Here is a 15,783-nt window from a genome sequence, read left to right on the forward strand (position 1 = left end):
GTCCCGCGACCCTGCACCCGATGGGTGAGCCATCCAACACCACCTTCACGCCGCCCAACTCTCTGAAGAATAACAGAAATGCGGCCATCAGCGCAGCAAAATCGTCGGATCACTTGGGAAATTGGGGCTGAAATGCTTTCGCGGTGCCCTGAAGGGAGGCTTCTTTTTCTGCTCTGCTGGGCGAGCACTTTCACCAATTTTCTGGCTCAATTCGTATCCACCGGCTTCGACCGCATACGACCCGCGGTTTCCCGTTCGGCGCGCTTGCAGCGCATGGGCGGCAGCCCCTTATCCATCAGCGCCATATCTTCCAGGACCATGTCGCCCATCTGCTTGAATGCCACGTCCATCGCACCCGCGCGGTGCGCCGAGTGGATAAGACCGGGAAGCCTGCGGGCCCGGTGGTCGGGCGGCAGCGGCTCCTCGGGCCAGACATCGGACGCGGCAACGATATGGCCCCGCTCCACCGCATCTAGCAGGGCCTCGAAATCGACCACATCCGCGCGGCTCAGGAGAATGAAGGCGGCGCCGGGACGCATCTCTGCGAATTCCTCGGCCCCAAGAAACCCGCGGTTTTGAGTCGTGACAGCGGCCATGACGAAGACGAAGTCGGACTCCGAGAGCACCTCGGCGAGGCCCGCCGGCGCGACCTGATGGTCTTCGAGGATCGACGGTGGCAGCCAGGGATCGTGGACCTTCACGTTGCAGCGGAAGCCAGTCAGCAACCGGTTGAGCGCCCGCCCCAGGTCGCCAAAGCCGATGATGCCGACGTCGGCGCCGGTAAGCAGGCGTGCCGACAGGTTGCCATCGCCCCCCCACAGTTCTCGCCCGGCCTGGAAATCGACATCCGCGGCGCTGATCTGCCGGGCAAGGTCGAGCGCGAAACCGAGACCAATCTCGGCGACCGGCACGGCAAAGACGGCACCGGTCGTGACGACGTGGATCCCGCGGGCGAAAACCTCATCGTAAGGCATATTGTCCAGAAGGTTCGATTCGACGTTCAGCACCGCCCGAAGCGACGTCATCTTGGCGAGGGTTTCGGCCGGGATCGGAGGCTGGCCAAGCACGTAGCGCGCCTTGGCGAGATTGGTATCGTCTAGCCCGGCGACGGAATCGGCATCGGTCTCGAAGAGTTCGTACCGGTCCCGCAATTCGGTCAGTTTTTTCGGCGTGAAGATCAGATCGAGGCTGCGCGGCTCCGGAGCGCAGATCACGAAGGGTTTTGATGTCGCAGTCATATTGGCTCCTCCAATCGGAAATGAATCGATTTACTTGCAGAATAAACCGATTTATCTTCGGATTCGAGGCCCGAAAAGGGGACTCAGGGGAGGAAGATGCGGCCTGAGGACAAGCACAGACGCGCGACGATACACGACGTCGCCCGAACCGCCCGAGTGTCGGCGGCGACGGTGTCGAAAGTGCTGCGCGGCGTGAAGACCGTTCGGGCCGACAACGCCGAGCGGGTGCGCAAGGCTGTGAGCGAGTTGCATTACCGGATGGACCCCCTCGCCTCGGGCCTGCGCGGCGAACAGCGCCGGATCATTGGCACCGTGGTCCCGGATCTGGAAAGCCCCTTCTTCGGCAAGCTCGTTACGGAACTGGAAAGCCTCGCCGAGGCGGCAGGCTATCACATGATTGTCGCCTCGTCGCGCGAGAGTGAGGCACGCGAGGCCGATCTCGCCGCACGGATGAACGATTGGCGCGTCGCCGGCTGCGTTTTGGTGCCGGTGCGCTCCGAACGCGGACCGGGGGCGGAGAAACTCCTTGATTTCGGCATGACGGCGGTGCTCGTCGACCGGGTTTCGGCTGACGAGCGCTTCGACACGGTCTCCGCCGACAATCATGAAGCTTCGGCGTCTGTGGCGGATTTTCTGATCGGCCAACAAGGCCACAAACACATCCTGCTGCACGGCGCGACGCGGATCTCCAAAGCCATCCGAAACCGGCTCGCGGGATTCGGGGATCGGGCCCGGGCGATCGACCCGGGTGTCGTTATTGACGAACTCCTGTCCGACGATCCGCTCGAAACCCAGCGTGCCGCTATCCGGTACTATTTCGACGGCCAGGCAGACGGCCATAGGCCGACTGCTATCTTTTCTCTGTCTCAGCATTCGACCCTGCTTGTCCTCTCCGAGATCCGCAGGATGGGCCTCAGGATTCCAGAGGATGTGGCGCTCGTCGGATTCGACGATGCGGATTGGATGCAAACCACCTGGCCCTCGATTACTGCCGTCGCGCAACCCGTATCGGCCATCGCTGAGCGCGCTTTGACGGCGTTGCTTGCACGTGTCGAGGGAGACCACACCGGGTTTCCAGTCCAATACTTGGAAACCTGCGCATTGCTCATCCGGCAGTCGGCCGGGCAGACGAAGACGGAACGGCCGCGCTGGTCAGGCCGGAGCGGATAATCCAACGAAATGGTCCAGGAGGAGGAGGAAACCATGTCGAAACTGAAAACCGCCCTGAAACTCGGAGCCGCGCTCGCGGCATCGCTCGCAGTCACGCCAGCAATGGCCGAGGGGGAATATGGCGTATTGATGAAAACGCTCGCCAACCCGTTCTGGGGCGCGATGGGCCAGGGGGTCGAGGACGGCGCCACGGAAGCGGGAGTCGAGTACTATATGCAGGCAGTCGAGAGCGACCAGGCGGCCGAGAGCCAGCTCAACGTCTGCAACACAATGTTGGAACGCCAACCGGTGGCGATGATCACGGCCGCGATCAACTCGACCAACCTGCTGCCCTGCCTGAAGACCGCGCAGGAAGCGGGAATCAAGGTTGTAGACCTCGATGGCAACCTCGATCAGGCGATCCTGGATGCAGAAGGTATCGAGATCACCTTCCGGATCGGCTCCGACAACATGCTGGCCGGTGCCCAGGGCGCCGAATACGTGGTCGGCCAGCTTGGCGCCGATGCCACCGGTCCGGTGCTGGTAATCGAGGGGCTCTCGGGCAACATCACCGGCCAGAAACGCGCTCAGGGGTTTGCCGACAAGCTCGCGGAACTCGCGCCGGGGCTTGAGATCGTCGCCTCGCTGCCGGGCGACTGGGACCGTGGCAAGGCCGCCAACATCACCAACGACATCCTCACCCGCAACCCGGACCTCGTCGCTATCTTCGCCGCGAACGATGGCATGGCTCTGGGCGCTGTCGAGAGCGTCTTCGCCGCCGGAAAAGGTGGTGACGTCGTCATCGTCGGTGTCGACGGCAACTCCGATGCGGTGAAGTCGATTAACGAGGGTCGGCTTACGGCATCGGTGGCGCAATTGCCCTACCTAGTCGGCAAGCAAGCGGTCGAGAACGTGAAGGTCGCCGTCGAGGGCGGCTCTGTCGAGAGCGAGATCATCGTGCCCACACTCGTGCTCACCAAGGAGGTGATGGACGCCGGCACCGAGCCGTTGCTCGAATACGTCAAGTGATCTTCCCGCCGGTGGGGCCTTCGGGCCCTGCCGGCATTCCAGACGGCCTGACACGCGCCGCGGCCACTGCCAGCAATGCCGGAGACGACCAGCCAATGACGCAATCCGAATCCGGACCCGCCAAACCTGGCACGAGCCTCTGGGCAAGGGTACAGTCGAGCGCCATCGAGCAGCTTCACATCCGCCTCGAAAGCCTGATCGTGCTTCTCGTGCTCGGCGCCATCATGTCGGTGCTCAGCCCGTATTTCCTGTCGGTCAGCAACTTCATGAACATCTTCCTGGCGACCGCCACGATCGGGGTGCTTGCCATCGCCGCGACCTTCATTTTGGGGTCGGGCGGGCTCGACCTTTCGCTGGGATCGGTCATGGGCTTCGCCGGTGTCGTCGGTGCCTGGGTGGCCGTCACGGCTGGGCTTCCGACAGGGATCGCGGTCGTGGCAACCATCGGAGCCGGCGCCCTCGCAGGCTTCGTCAACGGCATCATCATCACCCGCGCCTTCGTGCCCGCGTTCATCGTCACGCTGGGGATGCTCGGTATCGCCCGCGGTCTGGCGCTGGTGATCAACAACGGCGCGGCGATCTACGGCCTGCCGCCTGCGATGGTCTATCTCGGCCAGGGCCGCCCCATGGGCATCCCGATGCCGGTGATCATCTTTATCGGCACCGCCATCGTGATGCATATCCTTCTCGCCTACACCCGCTACGGCCGCCACACGCTCGCCATCGGCGACAGCGAGAACGCGGCGCGCACGGCGGGCATTAACGTCTCGCGCCTGCGGCTGTCGCTCTATACGCTCTCGGGCGCGCTCGCCGGCCTCGCCGGGCTGATTTTCGCGACCCGGGTGAATGCGGGCGACCCGACCGCCGGCCTGACCTACGAACTCACTGCCATCACGGCGGCCATCATCGGCGGCACCAACCTCTTCGGCGGTCGCGCCTCGATCCTCGGCACGATGATCGGCGCGCTCATCATGGGCGTATTGCAAAACGGCCTCAACCTGCTCGCGGTGCAGAGCTACTACCAGCAGATGGCCATCGGCGCCGTGCTGATCCTCGCGGTCTTTATCGACCAATGGCAGGTCCGGAAGGAGAGCCGGGTATGACCCTTCTCAAAATTAGCAAAGTCTCCAAGGCTTTCGGTCCGGTCAGCGTGCTGCACGGCGTCGACATGAGTGTCGACCGCGGCGAAGTGGTCGGCCTCGTGGGTGACAACGGTGCCGGAAAATCGACGCTGATGAAGATCGTCACCGGCATGTACACGGCTGACGCGGGCGAGATCACGCTCGACGGCCAGAACATTCTCGACGACAATCCCGGCGAACGGCGCCGGATGGGGATCGAGATGATCTACCAGGATCTCGCCCTGGCCCGGCAGCAGGATGTCTCCGCCAATATCTTCCTTGGCCGGGAGCCGCAGCGGAAGGTGCTCGGGATGAACTTCGTGGACCGAGCCACCATGCGGCGGGAGGCCCAGGCAATGATCGACCGGCTGGGCGCGCGACTCCCCGCGATCAACCGGCCGGTAGGCTCGTTTTCGGGCGGCCAGCAGCAGTCCGTCGCAATCGCCCGGGCGCTTACCTTCGATCCGAAGCTCGTCATTATGGACGAACCGACGGCGGCGCTCGCAGTTCGGGAGGTCCAAGGCGTGCTCGATCTCATCCGCCAGCTCAAGTCGGAGGGGATTGGGGTGATCCTGATCTCGCATCGGCTGAATGACGTGCTTTCTGTGACGGATCGGATCGTGGTGCTGAACCACGGCCGCGCCGCCGCCAACCTCACCACAACAGAGACCAACATGACCGAGGTCGTCTCCGCCATCGTCGGCAGCGCCGATATGGATCACGCGGCCGCGCACGAAGCAAGAGGATAGACATGGCTCAGCTTGGCCTTCACACTTTCGCGGCGGCGCCAAAGTGGGACCTAGCCGGAATGCGCGGACTTCTCGACAAGTTCCGGAAACATAAGGTCCGTGTGCTTGAGATCCCGCTTCTCGACCCGGCTGAAATCGACGTGGGTGAGACCCGGGCCTTCTGCGAGGAGACCGGCATCGCGCCGGTTTGCTCCCTTGGTCTGCCGCCGCAAATCGACGTGATCACAGATCCAGACGCCGGCCTCGCCTTCCTTGAGCCAGCATTCGAGGTGGCGAGCGGCGTCGGCGCCTTCGCGCTTGCCGGTGTTACCTACGGCACGATCGGCAAGACCTCCGGTGCGCCACGTTCCATTCAGGAATTCGACGGCACCGCCCGATTCATCGAACGCGCGGCGAAAAGAGCCAAATCACATGGGCTGAAGCTCGGGCTCGAGCCCTGCAATCGCTACGAGACCCACATCATGAACACCGGTGCCGACGGCCGCACTTATTGTGAGGCGGTCGGTGCCAACAACGTTTTCATCCACATCGACACCTACCACATGAACATCGAGGAGGTGTCCTACGCCCAGGGCTTCCGCGATTGCGGCCCGTTCCTCGGCTACGTTCATCTGTCGGAGAGCAACCGTGGCGCGCCGGGAGCCGGGACAATCGACTGGGAGCAAGTATATGGGGCTCTTGTCGAGGTCGGTTTCGACGGCATCACTACGCTGGAGAGCATGAACCACGTTCATCCCGCAATCGCCTCCGCTCTGGCGATCTGGCACCCAGTGGCCGCGAACCCGGACGACGTGGTCGACATCGGCCTGCCTTTCCTACACCAGGTAGCGGCGGCGTCCGGCTTTCACTACACCTGAACGGGATTGAGAAGTAAGCGTTCCGCTGTCAATTGGACAGCAACTCATTCTTCGGCCCGCATGCTGCGCTCTTACGGTGAAGGACGGGGGCGGCAATGTTGATCGTGAGATATCCTGTGATGAAGCCAACGTGATCAAGCAAATTGCCCTGACCAGACGATCTGATTTGAGCTCTTATTCGTATAGTAATGCCGGCGGGTTCGAGTAGAGGACTTTGGTGTTTCATGCAGCGAAGGTCGGCAATCCGCCCTCCCTGACCGATGCTGCGGTCGGCATGGAGGGCGGCTTGCGAGCGCGAAGCCGTCATCCGAGCCCTGACGACTGGCCCTCAGTTTCGGACAAAAGTGGTCGCCGAGATGCATCCGACAACCCAGCCCCCGAGATGTGCTTGCCATGCGAGCCCACCGTCGAGAAAGGCAAAAAGGACAAAGTTCGCGAAGATTAAGCCCAACATTGCGCTCACAACGGGTTGGATCGACAGTCGAAGCCTTCGGCGGCTGAGATAGTCCCAAGTCTGCCAGACGCCGATCAGACCAAAAACCGCTCCAGAGGCTCCAACCATGGGAGCGCTGCTTGTAGAGATAAATCCAAAGGCGACCCCACCTCCTACAGCTGAAAGCAGAAAAACCAACATAGTCTTGGCGGGACCAATACGTGCGGAAATGTATTTTCCAAGGGCGAGAAGGATGACGCTGTTCAGGACCAAGTGCATTGGTCCTCCGTGCAAGAAAGCGTGTGTTACGAACATCGTTGCGGTTTGGCCGGGAAAAATCGGCGAGACGTCCCCAGAAATCAATGGCTGCCAAAATGCTCCGAACCCGTAGGCAACCCAACGCCACGAAGGTGACCCGACAATACCGGCGTCTGCAGCGCTGAGGGTGAACTCAATCAGGGCCATGACCCCAACCAGCCACCAGAGAAACGCTGGTGCGCCAACCTGCCGGTCGCGGTGACCCTTGGAGGACGTCGGAGCAGTCCGGAAATGCATGGCCTGAAGCCCAGTCCAATAACGCGGTGGAGGGAGCCTATCCTTCAATCCTGACCAGCGGGCAACCAGACCATCGACCACGACCCCACAGGAGGCCGTGGAAGCCGCCAGAGAGGCCATTCTGGCTGCTGGCAGGGGTGTGAGGTCAGCATGTCCGAGGCAAAGGCCTACGTGGCGCTCCTTGAGCGTCGGGGAGGCATGCAGGGGTATCTCGAACTGGAGCAGTTGAAGGCGTCTCTGGAGGAGTTGAAGGCAAGCCGGGATCGGCCGCCGCTGCAACTGCCAGAGATTTCGCGGGTGCAATGGGGGCATGGTTCGGTTGATCGGGAGACTGGGTAGACTGCCATGTTCTCGGGAGGTGCGTGAATAATTCCGCTGCACGAACGCGGCATCGAGGTCAGCCACGAATCCGTGCGGTTCTGGTGGCTGCGGTTCGGACCGATGTTCGGCCGCGGAGATCCGAGCGAGACGAGCCGAGCGTCTCGTACACCAATTGACACGAGGGTCATTCTCCGCCTCGCAGTGAATGCGATTGTTGAATGACGGTTGCCCATCTGCATTTCACACACCTGCACCTGCACTTGGACTGAGCACTAGGCGTGAACGGCGCCCTAGCAAACGCGCTTCCCATGTAGTTGGCGTTTGCCGAGGCGCCTTGGCACGCCGGGACCAAAACGATGGCTCAGCTCAGGATTTCTGCTTGATCTGGCGGGACCGGCTTTGAGCCAGTCGATAGACGCAAACGGGAGTCTCGGACAAATGAGGGCCGGACAATCAGCTCCCGAGTATCGGTGGAGCATGTGAAGCTGCCAAGCCGCATAAGTATCGTTGGTATCGAGCCCCCTTAACCAAAATCACCACAAGACCCTATTGTCTGGGGTCGCCTTGGACCGATCGAGTTCTTGGTGTCGCGTCTCTTGTCACGGAGCCCCGTCTGACTCCTCCCCTAATAGGATCAGTTTCCCAAGACGAGAGATTGTACTTCCGACAGCGACGGCATTGAGGGCGCGGTGCCGGGGCGGGTGACCGAAATTCCTGCCGCCGCACAGCCGAAACGCACGGCATCGATCGCGTCGGACCGGCGCGCGAGGGCTGCCGCGAAGGCTCCGTTGAAGGCATCGCCGGCACCGGTGGTCTCGACCACGTCGCCGACTCTGAAGGCCGGAACGTGAACGGATTGCCGCGGGTCGCGATAAAGCGCGCCATTCTCTCCCAGGGTAATGATCGCGGTGCCGACACCGCTCGAAAGGAGCGCGTCCGCAGCGCGTTCTGCTTCCGGGATCGAGGTGACGGCGATACCGGTGATACCTTCTGCCTCGGATTCGTTCGGCGTGACGAAGTCGCACAGCGCCAGCATTTCCGACGGTATATTGGCGGCCGGAGCAGGATTGAGGATCGTCCGCACCCCGGCTGCCCGCGCGATCTCCAACGCTCGATGTGCGGCCGCAATGGGCTGTTCGAGCTGCGTGACGAAGACGTCGGCACCGCTGATCAGGTCGGCGCGCGCCTCGATGTCGCTCACAGCGATACGCCCGGCAGCACCGGGCGCGACGATGATTGCATTGTTGCCCGAACTCTGCTCGACAAAGATATAAGCCGCACCGGTATAGCTTTCGGCATCCTCGGTAATCTCCGGTATCACGCCTGCCTTCGCCCAGATCGCACGGGCCATTTCGGCGAAGGGATCGATGCCCAGGCGGCTCACGAAATGGACCTCCCCACCGGCCATGGCCGCCGCCACGGCCTGGTTCGACCCCTTGCCTCCGGGACCGAGGGCAAAGGAGTGGCCGAGGATGGTTTCGCCCATGCGGGGCTGGCGTTCCGCGCGATAGGCAGTGTCGGCGACGAAAATCCCGAGGATGACGATCTTTCCGCTCATGTCTATTTCCTCACCCTGCCGGCGGAATCACGCCCTTGCGGAACAGAAAACAGCCGTAGAACCGGCGCTCGCCGGTCTGGATCACGGCATAGCTTTCGCGCGCCTGGTCGTAGAAATCGAAGCGCTCGATGCCGATCATCGGCCGGGCCTTCCCCTCGGCCCGGTCGATCTCGGCCTGGACCTCGGCCTGCACCGGCGGCACCGTTTCCGGTTCGCCGACCATCTCCATCCGCCCGGCGAAATCGTCGACGAAGGTGTCGAGCGGCATGACCGACAGGATGGCGCTGACCGCCTCGGCCGCGCGAAGGTTCTCCATCCGCAGCAACTCTCCATAGACGGTGTGACGGGCGACCGAGTCGGACGGAAAGTTGGTGTCCGCGATCACCAAGGCATCGCCGTGGCCCATTGACCGCAGCACATAGAGAACGTCGGCGTTCAGCCGGTTGTCGATCCCCTTCAGCATGTTTCCCTCCCTTGTTCATTCGCCTCGGACCATTCGGCGACCGCGGCGGCAAGCGCCATACCCAGTGTCCGGTGACCGTCTGCCGTCAGGTGTATCCCGTCAAGCGGGTGGACGGCGGCAAGTTCGCCGGCGTCGACAAATCCGGCCCCGACCCTGGAGGCGGCATTCGCGATCGCGGCGCCCAGCGAGCGCGACTTGGCAGCGCCGCCGGCGAACATAGCGGCAAGCCAGCCCGTCTCCTCGATCGGTGTCGGCGCAATGAGTATCAGGCCGGGCGGTTGCCCGTTGGGGCCGGCGTTGGAGGCCTGCACCATGCGCGCGAGCCGTTCCACAGACCGCGCGATGTCTTCCGGCGGCACCGAAAAACGCGCCTTCAGGTCGTTTGTTCCCAGCATAACCAGGACGAGGTCGATCGGCCGGTGGCTTTCGAGCAGCGCGGGCAGCATCGTGAGGCCGTTCTTGTGCGCCCCGTCGATCGGATCATCATGGACGGTCGTGCGCCCGGGGTGGCCCTCTTCGATCACGTGCCATCCGGGGCCCAGTTCCGTCGCCAACACGCCTGGCCACCGCCCGCTACGCGAATACCGCGCGAGATCGTCCGGTCCGGTCATGGGCACAGTGCCATGCGTGTTGGAGTCGCCGAAGCAGAGGATTGTGCGGTCGGGAGAGGGGCTCATGCGATGCGGACTCCGGTGGCGCGGTCGAACAGGTGCACCATGCCCGGCTGCGGCGACAGCCGGACGTGCTGACCCGTGCGGAACTCGCGGCGTTCCCGGACGATCGTGGTCAGTTCGCGTCCGTTCGCGCGCACGACGACATGGGTCTCCGAGCCCGTGGGTTCTATCACGACGACCTCGCCCTTCAGCCCTTCGTCGCCCACCAGGAGATGCTCGGGGCGTACGCCAAGCAGCACGTCGCGTCCGTCGTCGAGCCCTTCAGCGCCGCCGACGGCGAACCGCACATCGCCGACCTCGGCATGGACGGACCCGTCGGTCTTGCGAAGGACCGCGTCGAGGATGTTCATCGAGGGGGACCCGATGAATCCCGCGACAAAGGTATTGGCCGGCCGATCGTAGATTTCGAGCGGCGATCCGACCTGCTCGATGTTGCCGCCCTGCATGACGACGATCTTGTCCGCCATCGTCATCGCTTCAATCTGGTCGTGCGTCACGTACACGATGGTGGTTTCGAGCCGGTTGTGGAGTTCCTTGATCTCCACCCGCATCGCCACCCGCAGCTTGGCATCGAGGTTGGAGAGCGGTTCGTCGAACAGGAAGACCTGCGGGTCGCGCACGATGGCCCGACCCATGGCAACGCGCTGGCGCTGACCGCCGGACAATGCGCGCGGGTAGCGGTCCAGATAGTCGGTCAGGCCGAGCACCTCGGCCGCGCGCCCGACGCGCGTGGCGATCTCGGCCTTGTCCATTTTCCGCATCCGCAACGAGAAGGCCATGTTGGCCGCCACGGTCTTGTGCGGGTAGAGCGCGTAGTTCTGGAACACCATGGCGATGTCGCGCTCTGCCGGGGGCAGGTTGTTCACTAGGCGGTCGCCGATGTGGATGGTTCCCGATGTAATGCCTTCGAGGCCGGCAATCATGCGCAGGAGAGTGGACTTGCCGCAGCCGGACGGCCCCACTAGGACGACGAACTCACCGTCGGCGATGTCGACGTCGAGGCCATGTATCACTTCCATGGCGCCGTAGGATTTCCTGAGCGTCCTGACCCTGACTTCCGCCATCCCGTCCCAATCCATTCCGGATGTTTTAACTTTTCAGACGAGTAGCCGAGCAGAGGGCATCTGTCCACGGGCCTGTCATGCCGGCGTGCAGCATTGTTGACAGGTCACGGGTTCGCTGAGACAGTCGGCTATCTTCGCGTTCCGACCGATCAAGAGAGGCAAAGCCCGAACGGGGCGTGAGGTGACCAAGCATGACGTTCATGCGCCGATGCCTGCATCACGTCGGGCACGGCACAAGGGAGGACAATTTCGTGAAAGTCGAAATCTACAATGCGATTATGCAACGCCAGAAGATGAGCCGCCGCCGGATGCTAAAGGGCGCGGCCAGCGTCGGCGCGATGGCGGCAATCGGAGGCGTGTCGACGGGCGTCGCGATGCGCCCGGCTCTGGCAGCAGGCGAGGACAACCTGCGATCCGAAATCCTGAAAATTCCCGGTGTGGGAATGGGCTCGCCGACTGATGCCGACTGGCAGAAGGTGGGTGAACTGTGTCTTGGCCCGACCAGGGAGCGCGTCGCCGAAGGCGAGTTCGACGGGGTGGAACTCACCTTCATGGGGCTCAACAACCAGAACCTGCACAACTTCCTGTTCCGTGGCTTCCTGAAACCGTGGGAGGCCTATACCGGCGCCAAGATCAACTGGATCGATTTGGCGCAGGCGGATTACAATGCCCGGCTCCAGCAGTCGATTGCAACTGGGACTGTTGACTTCGACATCATCGAGATGGGTGCGCCTTTCGAGGGAGACACTGCAGGCCGCGGCCTGCTGGACGAGATGCCCGACTGGGTCAAGGAGCAGATCGAGGCCGAAGATCTCGTGGGGTATCTCCAGCCGCCTGTCGGCACCTGGGACGGCAAGACTTTCCGGGTGACCATCGACGGCGACTGCCACACCTTCGCTTATCGCAAGGACTATTTCGGTGACGGTTCGATCACTGGCCGGGCGGAGCCACCGAAAACCTGGCAGGAAGTCAACGAGATTTCCAAGGAACTGGCCGGCAAGACCGACCCGCTCACCGGCCTGCCGGCGCATGGTTACCTTGACCCGCTGAAGGGCTGGGGCGGCTTCGGCTTCTATTTCATCGAGAACCGTGCCACCGCGTACGTCAAGCATCCCGATGATCCGGCCTGGCTGTTCGATCCTGACACAATGAAGCCAAGGGTCAATAACCCCGGCTGGGTGCAGGCGATCCAAGACGTGATGGACCTGATCGGCACCGAGGGCGCCTATCCCGCCGATCAGATCAACGCCGACCCCGGTACCACCGCGTTCCAGCAATTCCTCGCGGGCACCGGCTCCATGTTGATGTGGTGGGGCGACGTGGGCTCCAGCGCGCGCACCTCCGACACCTCGGTGGTTGGCGACGTGGTAGGCTTCGGCATCAACCCCGGCTCGGACCGCCGCTACAACAGCGCCACCGGAGAATGGGAAGATACCTACAACGAAGCACCGAACATGGCCTATATCGGTTGGGGCGTCTACGTCACCACCCGCGCAGCGAGCGACGAAAAGACGCGCAAGGCAGCGTGGTCGGCGGCGGCACATCTCGGGGGCAAAGACATCTCGCTCTGGATGTCGGCCTATCCCTCGGGCTTCCAGCCATACCGCAATTCGCATTTCCAATATGAGGAATGGGAAGCTGCGGGTTACGACCGGGCCTATGTCGAGGATTATCTCGGCTCGAACCTCGACAGCTACAACCACCCAAATGCGGCGATCGAACCTCGAATCCCGGGCATCTTCCAGTACTACTCGGTGGCCGAGGACGAACTTGCCAAAGGCTTTGCCGGTCAATACAGCTCGGCCCAAGAAACCGCCGACGCCATTGCCGCGGCATGGGAGAAAATCACCGACCAGATCGGCCGCGAGAGCCAGATTGCGCTCTACAAGGCGTCGCTGGGGATGTGATCGAAAATGTCGGACCGGCAGCATGGCTGCCGGTCCGCAGATACGGTGAATCAGCAGGATACGTGCAAGAGTGATCCGTACCGAGGGGGACCAGCTCCACGTCGTGACGGCCGACAATATCTCGGACCGCAGACGTCTCTTTGGCAAGTCGCTGATCTGGGGATCGGCTGCGCTGCTTGTGCTCATCATCGCGCTCCAGATTGCCGACCAGAGCGGCCGGGTCGCGCTCGGGTTCGAGACTTGGCGGCCCACGCTTTACGCTTACGTTCTTTGGGCCGGATGTGTGTGTTGGGGACAGGTGATCCTCCACGGGGAGCACGGAAAGCGGTCGCTGTTCATCCTGCCGGCGGCGCTCTTCGTCATCTCGATGGTGGTGTTTCCACTGATCTTCGCCCTCGGTATTGCCTTCTCGAACTGGAACTTGTCATCGCCCGACGGCCGGCAGTTCAACGGGCTCGACAATGTCCGCCAGATGTGGGGCGATCCGTTCTACTGGAACGCGCTGCGCAACATGGTTTGGTACGTCCTGGCGATCGTCGTCGAATACGCCATCGCCTTCGGGCTTGCGCTGCTTCTGAACTCGCAGATCCGGGCACGAAAGTTCTTCCGCGTGGCGTTCCTGCTGCCGCTGATGCTGAGCCCGGTTGCCGTAAGCTGGATGATCGGCAAGTCGATGCTGGAAATCCGCTTCGGGCCGATCGCGCGCCTCGCGCGAGAACTCGGCTGGAGCAGCCCGTCATTTTTCGGGTCGCCCGAGATGGCTCGAGCGATGATCATGATAATGGATGCCTGGACCTTCATCCCCTTCATGATGATCATGATCCTCGCCGGCCTCCAGGCCATCCCCCGTGAGCTTCGGGAAGCGGCGGAAGTCGATGGCGCCCCTGCCTGGCGGCGGTTCTGGGAGATCACCTTTCCGTTGATGCTCCCGGTTTCGGTCACCGCGATCCTGATCCGGATCATCTTCAAGCTAAAGCTAGCCGACGTCATCATCAACGTCACCTCCGGCGGTCCCGGTGGAGCGACGGATTCCGTCACCAGCTTCATCTTCCGCGAGTATCGCGACCGCTCGAATGTCGGTTACGGAACGTTGCTGGCGATCGTCTACCTCGTGCTCATCGTGATCGCTATGACGGCCCTGATGAAAATTGCGGACCGCTGGATGAAACCGAGGTATTGAGATGAGCCAGCAGATATTTCACGATCGAGAGAGCGACCTTTCCTACCGGCCGAGCTGGCAGGTCAGCCGCGTGGCGATCTACGCGGTGCTGCTTCTGTGGGCCTTAATCTGCCTCTTTCCGATCTATTGGACGATAACAACATCCTTCAAGGCGGCGCCCGACGTGATGCAGGGCAACATGGTGCCCTGGGTCGATTTTACGCCGAAATGGCTCGGTATGCGATCGCTCGGCTTTTCGCCCGAAGCGATCTTCGCGGAGTCAACGGTACGCGAAGAGTTCCTCAAGCGGTTCTGGAATTCGACAGTGGTTGCCGTGTCCTCGTCCCTGCTCGCGCTGATCCTCGGAAGTTGCGCCGCCTACGGGCTCAGCCGCTTCGATTACCGGTTCGGGTTCATGCGCAATTCGGACCTGTCATTCTTCTTCCTGTCTCAACTGATCCTGCCGCCGGTGGTGCTCGCGCTGCCCTTCCTCGTGCTTTACAAGGAGCTCGCGCTGCTCGACACCCGGATCGGGTTGATCCTGCTCTACACCCTAACGGTCCTGCCAATTGTCATCTGGATCATGCGCGACCAGTTCGGCTCGATCCCGACCGAGCTCGAGGAGGCGGCTCTGGTCGACGGGCTTTCGGTCTGGGGCGCCTTCCTGACAATCATTGTCCCGATCGCGCTGCCCGGCATGGTGGCGGCGTTCATCCTGTCACTTGTGCTGACCTGGAACGAGTATTTCTTTGCCGCGCTGCTCACATCAACCAATGCCAAGACGCTGCCGGTGATGGTCGCGAGCCAGACCGGTTCGCAGGGTATCTCCTGGTGGTCGATGGCGGCGCTCTCTTCGGCCGCGATCCTGCCGCTTATCGTTATCGGCATCTTCCTCGAGCGCTTCATCATCAAGGGGATGGCGGCAGGCGCGGTGAAGTAGCGGCCTGGCTATTCCAGGTTGGTGTGGTTTGCGCGCATCCTTTCGGGCGTAATGCCGAGGTCCGCGCGCAGCCGCAGCACCATGATTTCGAAGAGCAGGAAGAGAGCGCCTTCATAGACCGACCCCATCGGCAGCACGGCGCTGGAATCCGGCCCGAGGTCGCGGGCCATGGTCTGCGCCGGGATGACGAGGCGATGGGTGGCCAGCGCGGTGGTGGGGGCGTCGGGTTCGGCGGTCAGAAAGAGAATGTCGGCACCCGCCGCCCGGGCCACCTTCATCAGAGCAGTGACCGTTGCCAGTTCGCCCGGCCCGGCTGAGGCGACGAAGAGATCGCCGGGACCCACCGGCGGCGCGGCCATGTCGCCCTGCATGGCGACATCGCGCCCCAGATGGTGGAGCCTCATGGCGAAGCCGCGCAATTGAAGGCCCTCCCGTCCGCAGCCATAAAGGACGATCCGGTTTGCTGCGGCGATAATGGCGCAGGCGGTGTCAATCTCGACCGGTGCGATCCCGGCGGCCGCAGCGCGCAGTTCCCCCGCGGCGGCGTCGAATGCATCAGTCATGTC

The 15,783-nt window shown here is 62.6% G+C and carries 16 protein-coding genes and 1 pseudogene; 10 read left to right on the forward strand and 7 right to left on the reverse strand.

Going from position 1 to position 15,783, the window contains the following annotated elements:
- Positions 1 to 206 precede the first annotated feature (206 nt).
- Entirely contained in the window at positions 207 to 1,238 is a 1,032-nt protein-coding gene (locus EU800_RS21775; RefSeq protein ID WP_129635626.1) for a hydroxyacid dehydrogenase, read from the reverse strand.
- Between the two features lie 96 nt (positions 1,239 to 1,334).
- On the opposite strand from EU800_RS21775, the gene EU800_RS21780 reads away from it, so the two are divergent.
- The 5 genes from EU800_RS21780 (at position 1,335) to EU800_RS21800 (ending at position 6,143) form a co-directional block, all read left to right on the forward strand.
- A complete protein-coding gene (locus EU800_RS21780; protein WP_129635627.1) occupies positions 1,335 to 2,408 on the forward strand; it encodes a LacI family DNA-binding transcriptional regulator in 1,074 nt (357 codons plus the stop codon).
- 33 nt (positions 2,409 to 2,441) lie between these two features.
- On the forward strand, positions 2,442 to 3,416 hold the full coding sequence (locus EU800_RS21785; RefSeq protein WP_129635628.1) for a substrate-binding domain-containing protein: 975 nt from the start codon (positions 2,442 to 2,444) through the stop codon (positions 3,414 to 3,416).
- 95 nt (positions 3,417 to 3,511) lie between these two features.
- Positions 3,512 to 4,519 (forward strand): ABC transporter permease, encoded by a 1,008-nt coding sequence (locus EU800_RS21790; RefSeq protein WP_129635629.1) that lies wholly within the window; start codon positions 3,512 to 3,514, stop codon positions 4,517 to 4,519.
- Positions 4,516 to 5,286, forward strand: coding sequence for an ATP-binding cassette domain-containing protein (locus EU800_RS21795; protein ID WP_129635630.1), 771 nt, complete (start codon positions 4,516 to 4,518; stop codon positions 5,284 to 5,286). Before EU800_RS21790 ends, EU800_RS21795 begins: the two co-directional genes overlap by 4 nt.
- Before the next feature lie 2 nt (positions 5,287 to 5,288).
- Positions 5,289 to 6,143, forward strand: coding sequence for a sugar phosphate isomerase/epimerase (locus EU800_RS21800; RefSeq protein ID WP_129635631.1), 855 nt, complete (start codon positions 5,289 to 5,291; stop codon positions 6,141 to 6,143).
- Positions 6,144 to 6,471: 328 nt separating this feature from the next.
- On the opposite strand, the gene EU800_RS21805 is transcribed toward EU800_RS21800, so the two are convergent.
- Positions 6,472 to 7,041: a rhomboid family intramembrane serine protease gene (locus EU800_RS21805; protein WP_242500671.1), complete on the reverse strand. Its 570-nt coding sequence runs from the start codon at positions 7,039 to 7,041 to the stop codon at positions 6,472 to 6,474.
- A gap of 240 nt (positions 7,042 to 7,281) precedes the next feature.
- Here EU800_RS21805 and EU800_RS21810 point away from each other — a divergent pair, with 240 nt between their 5' ends.
- A complete protein-coding gene (locus EU800_RS21810; protein ID WP_129635633.1) occupies positions 7,282 to 7,470 on the forward strand; it encodes a hypothetical protein in 189 nt (62 codons plus the stop codon).
- Between the two features lie 36 nt (positions 7,471 to 7,506).
- Positions 7,507 to 7,615, forward strand: a pseudogene (locus EU800_RS27640) (IS6 family transposase); the annotation flags it as partial.
- Positions 7,616 to 8,086: 471 nt separating this feature from the next.
- Here the strand turns inward: EU800_RS27640 and rbsK are convergent.
- Genes rbsK through EU800_RS21835 form a run of 4 tightly spaced genes read right to left on the reverse strand, consistent with a single transcriptional unit; the run spans position 8,087 to position 11,211 of the window.
- Positions 8,087 to 9,010, reverse strand: a complete 924-nt coding sequence (gene rbsK / locus EU800_RS21820) for a ribokinase (RefSeq protein WP_129635634.1) — start codon at positions 9,008 to 9,010, stop codon at positions 8,087 to 8,089.
- A 10-nt stretch (positions 9,011 to 9,020) separates the two neighbouring features.
- Positions 9,021 to 9,473, reverse strand: a complete 453-nt coding sequence (locus EU800_RS21825) for an RbsD/FucU family protein (protein ID WP_129635635.1) — start codon at positions 9,471 to 9,473, stop codon at positions 9,021 to 9,023.
- Positions 9,467 to 10,150 (reverse strand): SGNH/GDSL hydrolase family protein, encoded by a 684-nt coding sequence (locus EU800_RS21830; RefSeq protein WP_129635636.1) that lies wholly within the window; start codon positions 10,148 to 10,150, stop codon positions 9,467 to 9,469. Before EU800_RS21830 ends, EU800_RS21825 begins: the two co-directional genes overlap by 7 nt.
- Positions 10,147 to 11,211 carry an ABC transporter ATP-binding protein gene (locus EU800_RS21835; protein ID WP_129635637.1) on the reverse strand — a complete coding sequence of 355 codons (1,065 nt, stop codon included), beginning with the start codon at positions 11,209 to 11,211 and terminating at the stop codon, positions 10,147 to 10,149. The genes EU800_RS21830 and EU800_RS21835 overlap by 4 nt, the downstream gene beginning before the upstream one ends.
- Before the next feature lie 251 nt (positions 11,212 to 11,462).
- Here EU800_RS21835 and EU800_RS21840 point away from each other — a divergent pair, with 251 nt between their 5' ends.
- The 3 genes from EU800_RS21840 to EU800_RS21850 all read left to right on the forward strand — a co-directional run bounded on the left by EU800_RS21840 (position 11,463) and on the right by EU800_RS21850 (position 15,217).
- Complete coding sequence (locus EU800_RS21840; protein ID WP_129635638.1) at positions 11,463 to 13,118, forward strand: substrate-binding domain-containing protein; 1,656 nt, start codon at positions 11,463 to 11,465, stop codon at positions 13,116 to 13,118.
- A 70-nt stretch (positions 13,119 to 13,188) separates the two neighbouring features.
- Positions 13,189 to 14,298: a carbohydrate ABC transporter permease gene (locus EU800_RS21845; RefSeq protein ID WP_129635639.1), complete on the forward strand. Its 1,110-nt coding sequence runs from the start codon at positions 13,189 to 13,191 to the stop codon at positions 14,296 to 14,298.
- A 1-nt stretch (position 14,299) separates the two neighbouring features.
- Positions 14,300 to 15,217 (forward strand): carbohydrate ABC transporter permease, encoded by a 918-nt coding sequence (locus EU800_RS21850; protein WP_129635640.1) that lies wholly within the window; start codon positions 14,300 to 14,302, stop codon positions 15,215 to 15,217.
- A gap of 8 nt (positions 15,218 to 15,225) precedes the next feature.
- Here the strand turns inward: EU800_RS21850 and EU800_RS21855 are convergent, their stop codons facing one another.
- Positions 15,226 to 15,780 (reverse strand): SIS domain-containing protein, encoded by a 555-nt coding sequence (locus tag EU800_RS21855; RefSeq protein WP_129635641.1) that lies wholly within the window; start codon positions 15,778 to 15,780, stop codon positions 15,226 to 15,228.
- Positions 15,781 to 15,783 lie beyond the last annotated feature (3 nt).

It is taken from the genome of Tropicimonas sp. IMCC6043 (genome assembly GCF_004146235.1).
Classification (GTDB): Bacteria; Pseudomonadota; Alphaproteobacteria; order Rhodobacterales; family Rhodobacteraceae; genus Tropicimonas.